The following is a 15,307-nucleotide window of genomic DNA, read 5'->3' as shown; positions in this document are numbered from 1 at the left end:
ACTGGAGCGGCCTCGGCGTCCTCACCAACGTGCTCGACGCCGAGTTCTGCCCGACCACACCCCGATAACCCGCGACCACACCGCAGGAGGTGGGGGCGGCGCCCAGAAGGCGCCGCCCCCACCTCCGCACCCACCCCAAAGACCCCGACCATCACCGACCTCACGATCTCCACGACCGACCTGCACAAGGCGCACGGCGAGCACCTCGTCCTCGACGATGTCGACCCGGACATCTCCGCAGGCACCATCTTCTCCCTGCTCCGGGTCCCTTCCGACAGCGCGTGTCGCGAGCTTGTTTGGTAGAAAGCCCTCCATGAACAACGATCCGCGATCCGGTTTGAAACACCTGGTGAGCGTCCTGGCCGTCGGCGCGGCGTTTGGCGCGGCTACCTCCCTGGTCAACGCCGTGGCCCAGCTTTCTGTGGATCTGGAGAGCCGGGAAGCGACGACCAGCGGGTGGTCGGTCATGGAGATCGTGAGCGTACTGCTGGACTCCGGCTGGGCATGGGCCGGGTTGGCGGTGCTGGCGGGGTTGCTGGCCACCCGCGCCGAGCAGGGCGGTCTTGGGGCCCGGACACTGGCCCGGGGCGCCGTTGCCGGAGCGTCGGCCCTGCTCGCCGCCACGGCGGCGTACTACGCCGTGGACACGGTCGTCCACGGCGTCTCGCTCGGCTCCTACGGGCATGACACGGTCTACTGGTGGGCGGCGAGTATTCTGCTCGGACCGATTCTGGGCGCCACAGGAGCGTGTGTCAGGCAGCCGGGAGCGATCGGTGTGCTCGCAAAGGTGACCGTGCCGGTCGGCGCGACCGTCCAGATGTTCGTGATGCCACCGGGCAGGGATGAAGTGATCACGACTATCGGGCAATGGATCGTGTGGACGACGGCCGCCGTGAGCATCGGCGTGGTGATGGTCCGCGTCCTCGGCCTGCGGCGGCAACGGGACTTCTCCAGCGGAGCGGAGTTGCCGTAGAGCCTCGGCCGCGGATGAGTGGACTTCCGGGATCGGCGCCATCTCGGAAGTCGCCGTCCCGCCCGACGTGCTCACCGGCATGACGACCCTGCTCGATGAGGACTGACCCGGCGCGTAGTCGAGCATGGTCAACACCTGGCGGAGTCCTCGGCGCAGCGGCTCGGTCCGGCGGCGGATGCCGGGCCGCGGACCGACGAACGGGTCGATCCATACAGGTCCGGCTCACCGAGATCGTGTTGCCGCCGCCGGCCGCTGAGCACGGCATGCTGCCCGCGCAGCGACGGACATGAACAACATCGCGGACATGAACATCAGCAAGGTCGGCTTCGGGGCCTGGGTCAATCGTCGACGCCACCGGCGTCCCCTTGGCCGCGATCCTGACCGGCGGCAACCGCGGGCGACGTCACCCGGCTCATCCCGCTGGGTCGTCGAGCAGGCCTTCGCTCTGCTGCACCGCTTCCGCCGGTCGCGGATCCGCTGGGAGGTTCGGGACGGCGTCCATGAGGCCTTTCTCGGCCTCGGCTGTGCCTTGATCTGCTGGCACCGCCTCAGCTCATTGCGTTAGGAGTTCTGAGCAGGTCGTGTGAAACGACGGTCAACGGGGTGGTGACAGCACTCGCACAACAGACTTCAGGTATCGATATTCCTCAGTCCGCCAGAAAAACGTTATTCCGCCTGGCATCAACCAGTAACGTCCTTCAGATTTTGTCGGCTGGCAGTTCACAGCGCACCTGTGGGTGGCCACGCCGGAGCTGCAGCGTCAGGTCGACGACAAGTACGGCAAGGGCCGGGTGGTCCTCGACGGCTTCCTCAAGCCGGCGGCCCCGTAAACCGCAGCGGCAGCCCCGTCCATCCGGGATGCCGTTGGTGAATGGTTTTCCGCCCTCGCAGAAGAGCTCAGGCTGCAACCACCCCGCAATTCTTAGAGATGGCGGTGCGGTTACAGCATGTTTGGGGTGTCCTCACAGAGGTGCAGCTTCTCGCCCCCCTTCTTTCGGAACTTTCCTCTCGTCAGACCTTAGGGCTCGATGAGCACCCAGAACGAGCTGCCCGTACCAACTCGGCAATCGGTGTATCATGCCCTTATTTTGCCGCCGTGTGTCGAGTTCTGGACTTTGTTCAGGGCCCGCAAAGAGTAGTCACCGTGGGCGGTTCCGGCCCCTTCCTTGCTCGAGGCGAACGGATATCCGTCACAGCTGTTGGGTCCGCCGACGGGCAACTTGTCGGCCCCGAAGGGAGGCCGATGCTTATCTGGCCGGCGGCTCAACGTCGGACAGCACGCCCTCGACCGTCGCATCGGCGGCGTCGGCGCTGGTGAAGGTGGACACCACGGTGGCCTGCCCGCCCCTGACCGTGAAAAGCGCCTTTGACGGGGCGCCGGCAGGACCTTCGACACCCGCTGCGCTCCCCGCTCAAAGGCACTTCTCCTCACTACGTGTTCATCAGCAGCAATGGACCATATCGGCCGACGCGGACGATGCGACGACCACCCCACCGGCCGTAGCGGACACGGCGAACAGCACGGCGGCCGCCAGGCGTAGCAACCTGCGCTTCATGGGATCTCCTTCGTTGGCAACAGTCGGCCGCCTCGGCCCGAAGAGCGGATCCGACGACGACCGCATCCCGGTTCGTAGACGACGATGCGCGCCCGACCCTGGACAATCCTTGCCAACAACCTTGAATCTGCAGATCAGAACCGTTACACACGGGTGATCGAGAGATGGGGGTGTGGCATGCCGGCGGATTTCCGGCTCCTGGGTGACCTGGAGGTTCGCGTGGACGGCCGGCGCGTGGAACTCGGGCATCACCGCCAGCGGTGCGTACTCGCGGTACTGCTGGTCGAGGCCGGCAGGCGGGTGTCGATCGATCAGCTCCTGGACCGGGTGTGGGGCCACCATCCGCCTCGGCATGGTCGCGACACGCTCTACAGCTACCTGTCCCGCCTGCGGCGGATGCTGGCGGCGGTCGACGGTGCGCGGATCGCACGGCAGAACGGCGGTTATGTGATCAGCGTCGATCCCATGACGGTCGATGTGCACAGGTTCCAACACTGGGTCGAAGCAGCCCGAACCACCGACGACGCTCACGCCCGACACCTGCTGGAGCAGGCGCTCGCCCTGTGGCGCGGGGACGCCCTCGCCAACCTGGACACCCCCTGGCTGAACACGCTGCGCGAAGGGCTGGTCCAACAGCGGCATGCCGCTGAACTCGACCTCACCGACGCCCACCTCCGTTCGGGGCGGCATGCCGAATTGGTGCCCGCGTTGACGGTACGGGCGGCACGCCATCCGCTGGACGAGCGACTGGCCGGTCAGCTCATGCTCGCCCTGTACCGCAGCGGCCGACCGGCCGAGGCCCTGCAGCACTACCAGCGAATCCGGCTGCATCTGGTCGAGGAACTCGGCGCCGACCCCGGCCCGTCACTGCAGGACTTGCACCGCCGCATCCTGACCGCCGACCCCACGACGACACCGCCTGCCTCCACACCGGCCCCACTGTCCGGGCCGCCTGGCATCGTGCCGCGTCAGTTGCCGGCCCCGCCGGCCCGGTTCACCGGCCGAAGAGCCGAACTCGGGCAGCTCAGCAGAGCATTGGAGGAATCCGGCCGGCCAGGGGGCACGGTGGTGATCTCCTCCATCGGCGGGATCGGGGGCATCGGGAAGACGTGGCTGGCCCTGCGCTGGGCGCACGAGAACATCGACCGCTTCCCCGACGGACAGTTGTTCGCCAATCTGCGGGGCTTCGATCCGATCGAGCAGCCGCTGTCCCCAGCCACCGCTGTACGCGGCTTCCTGGAGGCACTCGGCGTCGGTCCCATGGGGATGCCGACAGACCTGGACGCGCAGGTGGGCCTTTACCGCAGTCTGGTGGCCGGACGGCGGATGCTGATCGTGCTGGACAACGTCCGCGACGCCGACCAGGCCGCCCCCCTGTTACCCGGCAGCCCCACCTGTACGGTCGTGGTGACCAGCCGCCATCAGCTGGCCGGAATGACCGCGGCCAACGGCACCCGGCCGGTGGCTCTGGACGCACTCGACGACGCCGAGGCCCACCAGTTGCTCCTCCACCGACTCGGCGCCGAGCGGTTGGCGGCGGAACCGGAAGCCGTGGCCTACTTGCTGGCCTGTTGCGCGGGTCTACCGCTGGCTCTGGCCGTCCTCGCCGCCCGTGCCGTGCTCAGCCCGCAGTTGCCGCTGGCCGCACTCGCCGTCGAACTACAGGACGTCACCGGCCGGCTGGACGTGTGGGACACCGGGGACCTGCGGACCAACCTGCGCGCCGTGTTCACCACCTCCTACCTCGGCCTTTCCACGCGAGCCTCCGAGGTGTTCGGACTGCTGGGCCTGACGCCGGGCCCGGACATCGGCCTCGGTGCCGTCGCCGCCCTGACCGGCCTGCCTCCCGCCCGAGTACGCGGACCGCTGCGAGAGCTGGAAGGGATGTCCCTGATCCATCAGCACACTCCGGGCCGGTGGCGCATGCACGACCTGGTCCGCCGCTACGCCGCCGAGCAAGCCCGCGAGGACCAGCCCGAGACCGCTCGGCAGGCCGCGCTTCGACGGTTGGTCGATTTCCACCTGCACACCGCCTACGCCGCCGAACGGGTTCTCGCGCCGCATCGCGCACCGATCAAGCTCGGCGCCCCCGCTCCTGGATGGTGGCAGGGGCCGCCGGCCGACCACACCGCCGCCTGGACGTGGTTCACCGACGAACACGCCTGTCTGCTGGCCACCCGGCACCTCGCCGCGAAGCAGAACTGGCACGAAGCGGTATGGCAGCTTGCCTGGAGCCTGGACACCTTCCACTTCCGGCGCGGAACCATACAGGACCAGTTCGACGACTGGCTGGCGGGACTGGAAGCCGCTCGCCATCTCGACGATCCCGAGGTCCAGGCGCTGGCTCACCGGATCCTCGGCCACGCCTGCGCCCGGCTGGGCCGGCATGGCCTGGCCATGGATCACTTCCAGCAAGCGCTGACCCTCGCCCAGCGCACCGGGGACCTCTCCGCCCAGGCCCAGATCCATCAAGGCATGGCGATGTCCTGGGCGCAACGGGAGGATTTGCGGCAGGCCCTGGAGCACACCACTCAGGCTCTGCACCGCTACCGGGCCCTCGACGACCATGTGCGGACAGCCGACGCGCTCAACGACATGGGCTGGTACGCGAGCAGGCTCGGACTGCACACCGAAGGCCTCGCCCACTGCGAAGCCGCCCTGGCCCTGTTCCGCCGTCACCAGCACCGCGACGGAGAAGCCAACACGCTCGACAGCCTGGGATACATCGCCCACCACACAGGTCAGTACGGCCAGGCCCTGAGCTACTACAACGGAGCTCTCAGGTTGCTCCAAGAGATCGGCAACGCCTTCGACGAAGCCAACACCCTGGAACACCTCGGAGACGTCCATGCCGCGATCGGTGACCGGCAACAGGCCCGCAGCGCGTGGCGTCAGGCGCTACGGCTCTACCAAGCCCAGAACCGTGCTGAGGACGCCGACCGCGTTCAGCGCCGGTCGTCGGCCGTCTGAGCGTCGATCCGCGGTTCTGCCGCGCCCCATGGGGGCCGGCCGCCTTGGGAATGGAAAGCGACCGCATCGACGTCCTGCCCGGCCGCACCACCGACACCTTAGAGGCCTGGCTACGTGCCCATCCCGGAGTACGGGTGGTGTGCCGCGACGGGTCGGGCGCCTACGCCGAAGCGATCCGCCGGGCCCTGCCGGACGCCATTCAGGTCGCCGACCGGTGGCACCTGTGGCACAACCTCGGCGAGGCTGTCCTGAAAGAAATCGCCGGGCACAGCGCCTGCCGGACGACCTCATCGCCTCCTGCCCGGAGACAGGAGCCCCGGAGCGGTAGCCCGTCCGGTGCGGTGGCGGAGCATCCTGATCGGCGACGCATGCCGTTAGCCTCGGTCGCATAGTGTTCGACTCCGTTCATTTGGATCTCCTGCCCTATGCCGGTTTCGACATGAGTCGCTACGTCCGGCGGACGCACTGCAGTCGGGAGGACCTCGGCTGGCAGTCCTTGCTCGCGCAACGGTTTGACCACGTCCCACTGGTCGAGGAGATGGAGTTGCCGGCCACGGCGGACTTGCACCTGATACTGCTGTAGCAGGCCGGACCGTGATCGAGACGCGGACCGGTGGTCAATGGAGCCGCCACGCCTGGGTGCCGGGGCGGCTCGAACTGGCTGTCCCGGACCGGCCCGCCCTCCGTCGCTATCGCGCGGACCGCCCCTTACGCAGCGTGCAGGTCCACATCCCGCGCGGCACCGTCGAACGGACCGCGGAGCGGCTGAGGGGCCGCGCGGTGGACTACGCGAGCATGGCGGCGTCCGTGGCCGCCGGTGATCCGCTGATCGAGGAGGCTGTCCGCGCCGTCGGCTCCGCGGACGAGACCGGCGACCTGTACGCCGAGTCCGCGGCCGCCTTCCTGGCCGTGCACCTGCTCACCCGCCATTCCCGGCTGCCTGGTCAACGGGCGCCGGTGCGGGAGGACGCGCGCGTCCGTGCGGCGATCACCGTCATGCGTGACCGACTGGCCGAACCGCTCACCCTGGCCGACATCGCGGACGAGGTGTATCTCAGCGTCTATCACCTTGTTCGCGTGTTCAGCGCAGCGACGGGAGAGACGCCCCACCGGTTCCTCATCCGATTGCGAATCGAGAAGGCGCAGCGCCTGCTGCGGGATACCGATCTCACGGTCGCCCGGATCGCGCCGCTCTGCGGTTTCGCCAGTCCCGGCGCTCTGTCGACGGCCTCCCTGCGGCACACCGGCACCCGTCCCTCGGCATATCGCAATTCCTGACCGTTTTCCCGGCAATCTCCGGCATGGACCCTGTAGGGCCTGTTTCTAGGGTTTCGTCCATGTCTGGAAACGCGGCGACAACGCCTGAGATCGAGCCCTGCCCCATGCGCATTCCCGACCGCGACCTGACGGACCTGCGGGCTCGTCTCGACGGGGTCCGGCTTCCCGAGCCGGAAACGGTGCCGGACGCCACGCAGGGTATCGAGCTGGATCGGATGAGAATGCTGCTGGACACCTGGCGACAGCACGACTGGCGGGCCAGGGAGCGGGTGGCGTCCCGCCGCGCAGGCCGTCACCGCGCAGCCCGGGGCCGTCCACCGCGGTGGCGGACTCCAGTGCCGCAGCACCGCCGAAGCACGCGCCCGCGACTAACCGCGCGTCCGAGCCTTGAGCGGCCTCCGGCCGGCGGCTGCTCGAGGCTCGGACGGACCGGACTCATCCGTCGAGGAAGCGCACCAGCTCCGCGGTGACGAACCGAGGGTTCTCCTCGATGAGCCAGTGCCCTGCGCGCGGCACGTCCACCGCGCGCACGATCTCGGTCATGCGCGGGGCCACAGTGGCTCGGACCGCGTCGAGCTGCCCCTGGGCGGTCATGAGCAGGGTCGGGACATGGACCGGCGCCGCCGCCGCGGTGTCGCGGACATCCTTGTCGAGGGCGCGGTAAAGCTCGAAGCCGCCCGACAGGACCGCCGGTCGGCTGTAGGTCCGCGCGTACTCGTCGATCTCGGTGTCGGTGAACGGCGACCGATCCGAGGTGCCGCCGAACGCCGTGCCACCGAACGAGACCTGGGGATAGAACAGGGCCAGGTACTCGCGGACGTCGTCGCCCACGACCGCCTCGGGCACCCGTCGCTGGGAGTGGAAGGCGATGTGCCAGCTCAGTGAGCGGTACGTGGACGCATCGATCGCGGGCCCGGGCAGCGGCAGGTCGAAGTAGCCGAGGCGCGCGGTGTCGCCGGGGAACTGGCTGGCGTACTGGAATGCCACTGCCGCGCCGAAATCGTGCCCGACGACACGGGCGTCACGCACCCCGAGCCGATCGGCGATCAGCGTGTGCACGTACCGCGCCAGCGTGGCCTTGTCGTAGCCGGTCGGTGAGCCGGTGCTGTCGCCCAGTCCGGGAAGGTCGACGGCGTAGACGGTGTGGTTCTCGGCGAGTGCCGGCATGATCGGCCACCAGCCGTACCAGGTCTGCGGCCAACCGTGTATCAGCACGACCGGCGTGCCGCTGCCGCCGGTCACGTAGTGCATGCGGACGCCGTCGACGTCGGAGAACTCGTGCCGGAAGGTGTTGCCGAACTGGGGATCGTCCTGCGTGGCGACGGCGTAGGAGGGAACGTCCCCGGCTGTCGGCGTGGAACAGGCGGCGGCGCCGATGGTGAGCAGGAGGGTGAGCGTGACGGTCGCCACCGTACGCGCGGATCGGAGGAAGCCGCGCGACAACGGACGAGTTGCGGTGATCATGTGGTCCTGTCCTGGAGAAGGTGGGTCAGCGCCCGGTCGCGCCGTCGATCAGTTCGCGGAGGATGTCCGCGTGGCCGGCGTGACGGCCCGTCTCCTCGATCATGTGGGTGAGGGCCCAGCGGATGCTGGGAGCGGGGCGTCCCGGCCGCGGCCGAGGGATCGGTGCGCCGAGATCGGTGCACCCGTCGAGCAGTTCGTTCGCGAGCTCGACCGTTTCCCGGTAGCGGGCGACGACGTCGGCCACACTGTTCGCCGGCGCGGCCTGGAACGTCGCCTGCCAGTCGGTGACGTCGTCCCCGAGGAACATTGAGCGTTCGACGGAAGTCAGGTGGTTGAGCAGGCCGAGCAGGTTCGTGCCCGACGGCACCGCGGCTGTTCGCACCTGGGGTTCGGGGGCACCCTCGACCTTCGCGGCGATCGAGGTCCGGAGGTAGTCGAGGAATGCGCGCAGGATCGCGGTCTCGTCGCTCCCGGTCCGGGGCGGCGGGGTGTCGTCGCGACGGTCGCGGCGCGTGGTGCTGGGCACAGCGGTTTCCTTCCTTCGTCGGGAGCGGTTCTGGTCGCCGTGTCAGGCGGTGCGCCGGATGAGCAGGACGTGGTCGGTGATCTCGGCGGTGCGCCCGCCCGGTCCGGTCGCGATCCGGCGGGGTGTGTCGGCCCGCTCGACCGTCCAGGTCGCCGGGTCCAGGCCGATTCCCGCGGCGACCTCCCGCGGGCTCGGATACCGGACGCCGGGGTCCTGGTTCCACGACCACGGCGCGGCCGAGCCGTGGTCGACGACCAGCAGCCGCCCGCCCGGGCGCAGGGCGCGTGCGGCGGAGCGCAGGACGGTTGCTCTGTCCAGGTCATGGGGAGTGTGCAGGTAGTGGGCACAGATCAGGTCGAATCCGCCATGTGGGAAGGACTCGTGCAAGTCGTGGCGCACGGTGAGGACGCGGTCGCCCAGGCCGTGTGAACGGGCGAGGGCGGCGAGCCGCCCGACCGCCACGGCCGAGATGTCGACGGCGGTGACGTGCCATCCCTGGCCGGCGAGCCACAGCGCGTCGCCGCCGTCGCCGCATCCGAGGTCCAACGCGTCGCCGGGCAGCAGGCCCGTCATCGTCTCGGTGAGGCGCGCGTTCGGCTGCGGGCCGACGGCCGCCGGTCGGGCCGCGTAGACGTCGTCCCAGAACGTGACCGCATCGGTGGTGCTCATCAAGGCTCCTTCTGTCGGTATGCGCTCAGTCTTGCCAGGAGCGCCACGATCTGGCACGAAATCTTGCTGTTCCGGCAAGATGGCCTCGTGGATCGCGAAACGGACGACGTGCCTGACCCGGTGGGGCCGCGACTTCGTGTGCCGCGTCGTGACCGCGGCATCACCCTCGCCGCCCTCGCGGCGACGGCCGGCGTGTCGGAGAGCGCCCTGTCTCGGCTGGAGAGCGGGCAGCGCCGGGCGGCCCTGGAATTGCTGCTGCCGCCGGCCCGCACCTACGACGTTCCGCTGGACGAGCTCGTCGGCGCCCCGCGCACCGGCGCCCCCGGACACACCTCAAGCCGATCAGGTGGAGACCTACGCTGCGATCCGGCGGGATTCCCGGGCGGGGGTGGAGTGGAGGCCTGATCTTCCCGTCGCCGTCGCCCCAGGACAAGCTTCCCTGCTGGGTGGGACGACGGCACGGGGACGATCAGGCAGGGAGGGCACCGGCGAGGCGATCTTGAATCATCTGCCGGCGTTCCGCTGGAAGGCGGCGAGCATTCATCGCCGTGTGCAGGAGATCGGAATCGAAATTGCACAGCTTCCGAGATCCAGGATGCCGGGTAAAGGCAGCGATACGGTTCGAGGGCCGCGGCAAACGTGTCCACGTCCTCTCGTCGGGCCACCAAGAGGTCGATGTCCCCGGCCGGGAGATGGACGCCCTGCAGGAGAGCAGCGCTGGACTCGGCCGACCTCATTCCGTCAGGAATTGTTAAGGTGATCATGAATATCCTTTGAAAGGAATGTCAATGCGGCAGATCACCGCCTCGATCGACATCGCGGTCTCCCCCGAACAGGTCTGGGACACCCTGGTCGACTTCTCTCGCTACGGCGAGTGGAATCCCATGTTCACCGGCGGGTCCGGCGAGCTGGTCCCTGGGGGCAGACTGGCGCTGCGCATGCCGGTGACCCCAAGCGGGCGAGCGATGACCTTCGCGACCACGGTGCTCGTCGCCGATGGTCGTCTGCTGCGCTGGCGGGGACGATTGATCGGTCCTGCCATCTTCGAGGCGGTCCACGAGTTCACGCTCACCTCCCAAGGTGAGGGCACCAGGCTGGTCCAGCGCGAAGCTCTGGTCGGAGCGCTGGTGCCTCTCGCCACGCCGTTGATCGACAAATATGAGCAGATGGTCATCCGCCTGAACAAGGCTCTGAAAGACCGCTGCGAGATGCCTTGAGGCTCTCTCTGGCGAACGGATCAACGGATCCAGGCGGTCAGTGAAATTCAGCAGGGCATGAAACGCTGGAGATCAGCATGGCCGCGCACGACAACACTGTCGAAGGACCAGGTCAGCGGCGCATCCTCCCCCTGGGCTTCCGCGCGGTACGGCAGCGCCTGGCCACGGCCGCCACAACCGGCAGAGGACTCCGCAGGGCGGCGCCGGCACCTGGCCGCTGATCACGCCGAGCAGGCGGCGCCGGCGGCCGTGGCGAGGCTCGGCGAAGTGATCGTCCGTCGTCGGCGGGGATCTCGTTCTCCGTCCCGCAGTCCCAGCAGGCCCAGAGCGTCGGCACGGTGATCAGATCACAGCGGTCGTGCTCCTCGCCCTCGACGAGACGCTCCCCCGCCCCTGAGTACAGGGCTACCGGTGGCAGACCACCTCCAGCATGACGCCGTCGGGGCCCTCCCAGAACGTGGCGTAGTAGGCGGGACCGTACTGCGGGAACTCCCGAGGCTCGTGCAGCACGGTCGCGCCCCGGCCGGCCGCCCACGCGTGCAGGCGGTCCACCTCCTGGCGTGTCTTCACCATGAAGGCCAGATGCTGCAGGCCGGGACGGTGGCGTGAATAGTCGCCGTCCTCCAGTGCAGGGTAGAAGAACAGGTATGTGCCCGGCTTGCCGTCCGCCGGGCGGTAGGAGAACTCGTCGGCGGCGGCGAAGAAGCTCTCGAAGCCGACCTGGGGGAGGAACTCGTCGTAGTACGCCTTGGCGCGGACGAGGTTGCTGACGTTCATGCCGACATGACCGAGGGGCATCTGCCGATCATAAGACCCCTGGGGCCGGAGGGCTCGCAGGGGCGCGTGTCGGCAGGGGCGGTAGAGTCGTGCCTCATGTCGGAAATGCCGCGTGTGCTTGCCGTACAGAACGAGACGGACGGGAGTCCTGGCCGGTTCGGGGAATGGTTGGAGGCCGCCGGGGTCGCCGTCGACGTGGCCACCGCCTTCGACGGGTCCGCCCTCCCCTCCCGGCTGGAGCACGACGGCCTGATCGTGCTCGGCGGAGGTTACCTGCCGGACGACGACGACAGGGCGCCCTGGCTGCCGGCCACCCGCGCCCTCGTCGAGCAGGCCCTCGCCCGGTCGGTGCCGTTCTTCGGCATCTGCCTCGGCGGGCAGATGCTGGCCTCGGTCGGCGGCGGGAAGGTCCAGGGCGACGCCGGGGCGCCCGAGCACGGCAGTACGTCCATCACCATGAGGGCCGAGGCGGCGGACGACGTGGTCTTCGGCGGGCTGCCCGCCGCCGTCCCGGCGATCGAGAACCACATCGACGCCATCACGGCCCTGCCGCCGGACGCGGTCTGGCTGGCCGAGACCGAACGCTGCCCCTACCAGGCCTTCCGGCTGGGCGAGCGCGCCTGGGGCGTGCAGTTCCATCCCGAGGTGGGGCCTGAACGCATCCAGCGGTGGGACGTCGAGTACACCCGCCGGCGAGGACTTGACCGCGACGGGCTGTACGCCGCCGCCGTGACCGACGACCCGCTCTCGCGGGCCGCCTGGGGTGAGGTGGCCTCCCGTTTCGCCACCCTGGTCAAGGAGGGACGCCCCTAGCCGTTCGCCTGGCGGCCCCGGCCGGGACCGGCAGACGAGCGGCCTTCCGCTCGTCTAGGCGTGCGTCCGCGTCGTGGTCTGCCCCTGTCCCCTGAGCAGCTGCTCGTGAAGGGTGCGGGCGGTGCGCACGAAGCCGCTCGCCCCCTTGCGAGCCGCCGCCTCCGCGACCGCCGGGACGGGGCCGCGCGCTCCGGCCCGGCGGGCGGCGTCGATCGCGAAGGAGAGCGCCTGGGTGTGCCCGGAATGTGGCCGCTCGTCCGGTCCTGGCAGGTAGGCGGGCAGCAGTCCGGTCATGATCTCCCACACCTGCCGGTGCGCGCCCTGTTCCGCGCATTCCTCCAGCGCCGAGCGTACGTGGCTCACCTTGGTCACGTCCCTGCGCAGGGACAGCCCGAGCTGCCGCCCGCACTCCACGGCGGGCAGGCAGCCTGCGGCGGCTGCGCCCAGCAGCAGCCGCCGGCCGCGCTCCTCCCAGGCGAACATGTCGCGCTCGGTCAGCTGGACGGCGATCAGCAGCGCCACCGCCTCGCCCACCGGCCCGTCCTGGGAGAACAGCGCGGCCACGTACTCGTGGAAGTAACCGGGCCGGCCCCAGGTGTTGAGCAGGTGCGGCAGGAGGTGCATGGCCACTGCCTCCCGGTCCGAGGGCAGCGTCAGCCGCCAGGACTCCATGTACACGCCGTCGCCTTCGCCCGTCCAGGGACGCGGATCGGACAGCAGCGCGTCGATCAGCGCCAGCCCCGTCGGCTCGATCCGGATGCGCGGGTGCAGCCGGGGACTGTGCTCACCCTTCTGCCGGTCGTGCGTGTAGTCGCCGCCGGCGTGCGACCAGTCCACGCGCAGCCCCGGCTCCGGCCGGTCGGCCAGCCATCGCGCCAGCGTGGCGCCCGCCTCCGAGGTCAGCTTCCCGGCGCGGTCGATCACCTCCGGGTCCACCTCCCGCGGCAGTCGCAGCAGCGCCTGCCCCAGGTCGGCGGAGAGGGCCTGGACGCCGGCCCGCTCGTATCCCTCCAGGCGGGCCACCAGCTCGGCGGGGTCAAGGTGACCGGAGGTCAGCGTCGGGGTGGCCAGCAGGTACGGCGGCAGCGTCCCGGCCTTCAGCGCGGCGTGGACCTCGGCGCAGCGCAGCAGCATGGCATAGTGCGGCGGTGAGACGTGGCGCGGGTCCGGCAGCCGGCCCCGCGGCCTGTCCTCCTCCTCGTCGCGGTCTCTCCAGTGACCCGACGACATGATCATCACGTCCAGGATCTCCGCTTCGAGCGGCGGGCCCTCCCTGAAGCGCTCCAGGTTGCCCAGCGGAATGCCGCTTCCGGTGAGGCCTGCGGCGATGCTCTGTCGCAGCTCTGCGGGCAGCCGGCCGAAGTCCACCTCGACGTCGCCCTCGGTGGTGCGCGCGCCGATGACGTGCCTGGCGTACTCGGGGGCGCGTTCGGGCTCGGGGATGGGCGGTTCCGCGCCGGGGTCGGCGGCCTCGCGCAGCAGTGCCTCCGTCCACTCGTCGAGGCGGCACCACTGGCGCCGCTCGTAGATGCGGCCCCGGCCGGGGCGCGGCCGCTTGGACGGGTCACGGACGAAGCCGTCGAGCCACCGTTCGAAGGTGATGCCGTCACCGACCTGGTCGTAGGCGGCGGTCAGGTCCTCGAGCGCCGGCGGGAACGGCTCGCGGGCGAGCGGCTCGAAGGGCGGCAGCGGCCCGGGCTCGAAGTCGTCGGCCACCTCCGGCTCGGCCGCCACCACGCCGTACGCCTCCGACAGCCGTGCCGCCAGCTCGGCGGGCAGCACGCTCGCCGCCTCGCGCACGGCCTCGGCCCCGGCGGGCGTGAAGCGTCCGGCATGCTTGACGGCCAGGCGCACCGTGCGCTCGCGCACCTCGTACGACTCGCACAGCAATGCCGAGGCGAGCGCCGCGGCCAGGTCGTCGAGGTCACCGGCCGCGTCGCGGGCGGCCTGGTCCAGCAGGGTCAGCCCGGCGCGCACAAGCTTGCCCTCAGGGCGCGACAGCAGCGCCGACACCGCCTCGTTGACCTCCTCACCGCTCAGCTCCCCCGCGCCGCGCAGCTGCCGCAGCGCCAGCTCGGCCACCGGTCCCGGCGCGGCGGGCAGCAGCCGCAGGTAGTCGCGGGTGCGCTCCTTGCTCGGCGCCGGGGCGAGCATCTCGTGCAGGCGGGCGAAGAAGCGCAGGTCGGTGGCACTGCCGCCGCGCAGGAAACGGCGTACGCAGCCGTCGACCAGCACCTCGGGAACGGACCGGCCGGCCGCGACCGCGGCGCGCAGCGCCCCCAGCCAGGTGCGGCGGCTGGAGTCCCAGAAGGGCGGGTCGATGTTGTCCTCGCGCAGCGCCCGGCCCACACCCTCGGCCTCGAACAACCGGGGCACCAGGTGCTCGGCCAGCGGGTCGTGCTCCAGGCCCGGCGGCTGGGACACCCAGGCGACCGTGAGCGGGTCGTGGTCGGGCGGGACGGCGCCGGTGCGGCGCAGCAGCTCCAGGGCCAGCGGCACGCTGTCGTCCCTGGCCTGGGCCCGGCTGCCGCGCAGCCGCAGGGCCAGCCGCACGGCGAGGTCGGCCTGCCACCCCGGCGGCCGCGCGGCGATCACACGCAGCAGCGGCCCGGAGTCGAGCGACCGCCGCCAACGGGTGAAGTCGCGGCGGTAGAGCCAGGTCGCGACGGCCGCCGCCCCGCCGAGCACACCCGCGCCGGCGACCCGCATGGGCTCGATCCATTCCTCGCCGTCGGTCCATACGCCCCGGCGCCGGTCGCGTTCGGCGATCGCTTTCCTGGCGACGCTGATGTGGCCGGGCAGCTCGCGAGCCACCTCGCGGCGCCCGGCCTCGTCGAGGGCCAGCACAGCGTCCGCGACCAGGGCCGGGTCACCGGCGGTGATGGCCGCGCGCACGCCCGGCCAGACTCCGCTCTTCGGGGGGTGTGTCGTCATGGCGCACACCGTAGAGATCGACTCCGACAGAAACCGGATCACCCGCAGCGGGCGGGCCCGCTCCAGCGCAGTGCCGGCCTCGACCACCGCGACCAACTCGGCCTTCTTGTGGGCCGGGAGGCCGCGTTCC

General features: G+C 70.2%; 14 protein-coding genes and 1 pseudogene. 9 read left to right on the top strand and 6 right to left on the bottom strand.

Going from position 1 to position 15,307, the window contains the following annotated elements; translation table 11 throughout:
• The first annotated feature begins 313 nt into the window (after positions 1-313).
• Together ACZ6R6_RS36480 and ACZ6R6_RS36475 are read left to right on the top strand one after the other, a co-directional pair.
• Positions 314-973, top strand: a complete 660-nt coding sequence (locus ACZ6R6_RS36480) for a hypothetical protein (protein WP_470101232.1) — start codon at positions 314-316, stop codon at positions 971-973.
• A gap of 286 nt (positions 974-1,259) precedes the next feature.
• Complete coding sequence (locus ACZ6R6_RS36475; protein ID WP_470101230.1) at positions 1,260-1,538, top strand: transposase; 279 nt, start codon at positions 1,260-1,262, stop codon at positions 1,536-1,538.
• A 510-nt stretch (positions 1,539-2,048) separates the two neighbouring features.
• Here ACZ6R6_RS36475 and ACZ6R6_RS36470 read toward each other — a convergent pair.
• Complete coding sequence (locus ACZ6R6_RS36470) at positions 2,049-2,270, bottom strand: NucA/NucB deoxyribonuclease domain-containing protein (RefSeq protein WP_470101228.1); 222 nt, start codon at positions 2,268-2,270, stop codon at positions 2,049-2,051.
• 436 nt (positions 2,271-2,706) lie between these two features.
• Between ACZ6R6_RS36470 and ACZ6R6_RS36465 the strand changes: the two genes are divergently transcribed.
• The 4 genes and pseudogenes from ACZ6R6_RS36465 (at position 2,707) to ACZ6R6_RS36450 (ending at position 7,247) form a co-directional block, all read left to right on the top strand.
• Complete coding sequence (locus ACZ6R6_RS36465) at positions 2,707-5,499, top strand: AfsR/SARP family transcriptional regulator (RefSeq protein ID WP_470101226.1); 2,793 nt, start codon at positions 2,707-2,709, stop codon at positions 5,497-5,499.
• 59 nt (positions 5,500-5,558) lie between these two features.
• Positions 5,559-5,777, top strand: a pseudogene (locus tag ACZ6R6_RS36460) (transposase); the annotation flags it as partial.
• Positions 5,778-6,093: 316 nt separating this feature from the next.
• Positions 6,094-6,777: a helix-turn-helix domain-containing protein gene (locus tag ACZ6R6_RS36455; protein WP_470101224.1), complete on the top strand. Its 684-nt coding sequence runs from the start codon at positions 6,094-6,096 to the stop codon at positions 6,775-6,777.
• Between the two features lie 23 nt (positions 6,778-6,800).
• Positions 6,801-7,247: an epoxide hydrolase N-terminal domain-containing protein gene (locus ACZ6R6_RS36450; RefSeq protein WP_470101222.1), complete on the top strand. Its 447-nt coding sequence runs from the start codon at positions 6,801-6,803 to the stop codon at positions 7,245-7,247.
• On the opposite strand, the gene ACZ6R6_RS36445 is transcribed toward ACZ6R6_RS36450, so the two are convergent.
• Genes ACZ6R6_RS36445 through ACZ6R6_RS36435 form a run of 3 tightly spaced genes read right to left on the bottom strand, consistent with a single transcriptional unit; the run spans position 7,213 to position 9,436 of the window.
• Positions 7,213-8,241 (bottom strand): alpha/beta fold hydrolase, encoded by a 1,029-nt coding sequence (locus ACZ6R6_RS36445; RefSeq protein ID WP_470101220.1) that lies wholly within the window; start codon positions 8,239-8,241, stop codon positions 7,213-7,215. The genes ACZ6R6_RS36450 and ACZ6R6_RS36445 overlap by 35 nt on opposite strands.
• A 25-nt stretch (positions 8,242-8,266) precedes the next feature.
• Positions 8,267-8,767, bottom strand: a complete 501-nt coding sequence (locus tag ACZ6R6_RS36440) for a DinB family protein (RefSeq protein WP_470101218.1) — start codon at positions 8,765-8,767, stop codon at positions 8,267-8,269.
• A 42-nt stretch (positions 8,768-8,809) separates the two neighbouring features.
• A complete protein-coding gene (locus ACZ6R6_RS36435; protein WP_470101216.1) occupies positions 8,810-9,436 on the bottom strand; it encodes a class I SAM-dependent methyltransferase in 627 nt (208 codons plus the stop codon).
• A gap of 87 nt (positions 9,437-9,523) precedes the next feature.
• Here ACZ6R6_RS36435 and ACZ6R6_RS36430 point away from each other — a divergent pair, with 87 nt between their 5' ends.
• Together ACZ6R6_RS36430 and ACZ6R6_RS36425 are read left to right on the top strand one after the other, a co-directional pair.
• Positions 9,524-9,841 (top strand): helix-turn-helix domain-containing protein, encoded by a 318-nt coding sequence (locus tag ACZ6R6_RS36430; RefSeq protein ID WP_470101214.1) that lies wholly within the window; start codon positions 9,524-9,526, stop codon positions 9,839-9,841.
• 383 nt (positions 9,842-10,224) lie between these two features.
• Positions 10,225-10,653: an SRPBCC family protein gene (locus tag ACZ6R6_RS36425; protein WP_470101212.1), complete on the top strand. Its 429-nt coding sequence runs from the start codon at positions 10,225-10,227 to the stop codon at positions 10,651-10,653.
• Between the two features lie 405 nt (positions 10,654-11,058).
• Here ACZ6R6_RS36425 and ACZ6R6_RS36420 read toward each other — a convergent pair whose 3' ends face one another.
• Positions 11,059-11,451, bottom strand: coding sequence for a VOC family protein (locus ACZ6R6_RS36420; RefSeq protein WP_470101210.1), 393 nt, complete (start codon positions 11,449-11,451; stop codon positions 11,059-11,061).
• An 84-nt stretch (positions 11,452-11,535) separates the two neighbouring features.
• On the opposite strand from ACZ6R6_RS36420, the gene ACZ6R6_RS36415 reads away from it, so the two are divergent.
• A complete protein-coding gene (locus tag ACZ6R6_RS36415) occupies positions 11,536-12,243 on the top strand; it encodes a type 1 glutamine amidotransferase (RefSeq protein WP_470101208.1) in 708 nt (235 codons plus the stop codon).
• A gap of 54 nt (positions 12,244-12,297) precedes the next feature.
• Here the strand turns inward: ACZ6R6_RS36415 and ACZ6R6_RS36410 are convergent, their stop codons facing one another.
• On the bottom strand, positions 12,298-15,177 hold the full coding sequence (locus ACZ6R6_RS36410; RefSeq protein ID WP_470101206.1) for a DUF7824 domain-containing protein: 2,880 nt from the start codon (positions 15,175-15,177) through the stop codon (positions 12,298-12,300).
• Positions 15,178-15,307 lie beyond the last annotated feature (130 nt).

The sequence above is a fragment of the Streptosporangium sp. NPDC048886 genome, from assembly GCF_055586905.1.
This window is presented reverse-complemented; position numbering and strand designations above follow the sequence as displayed.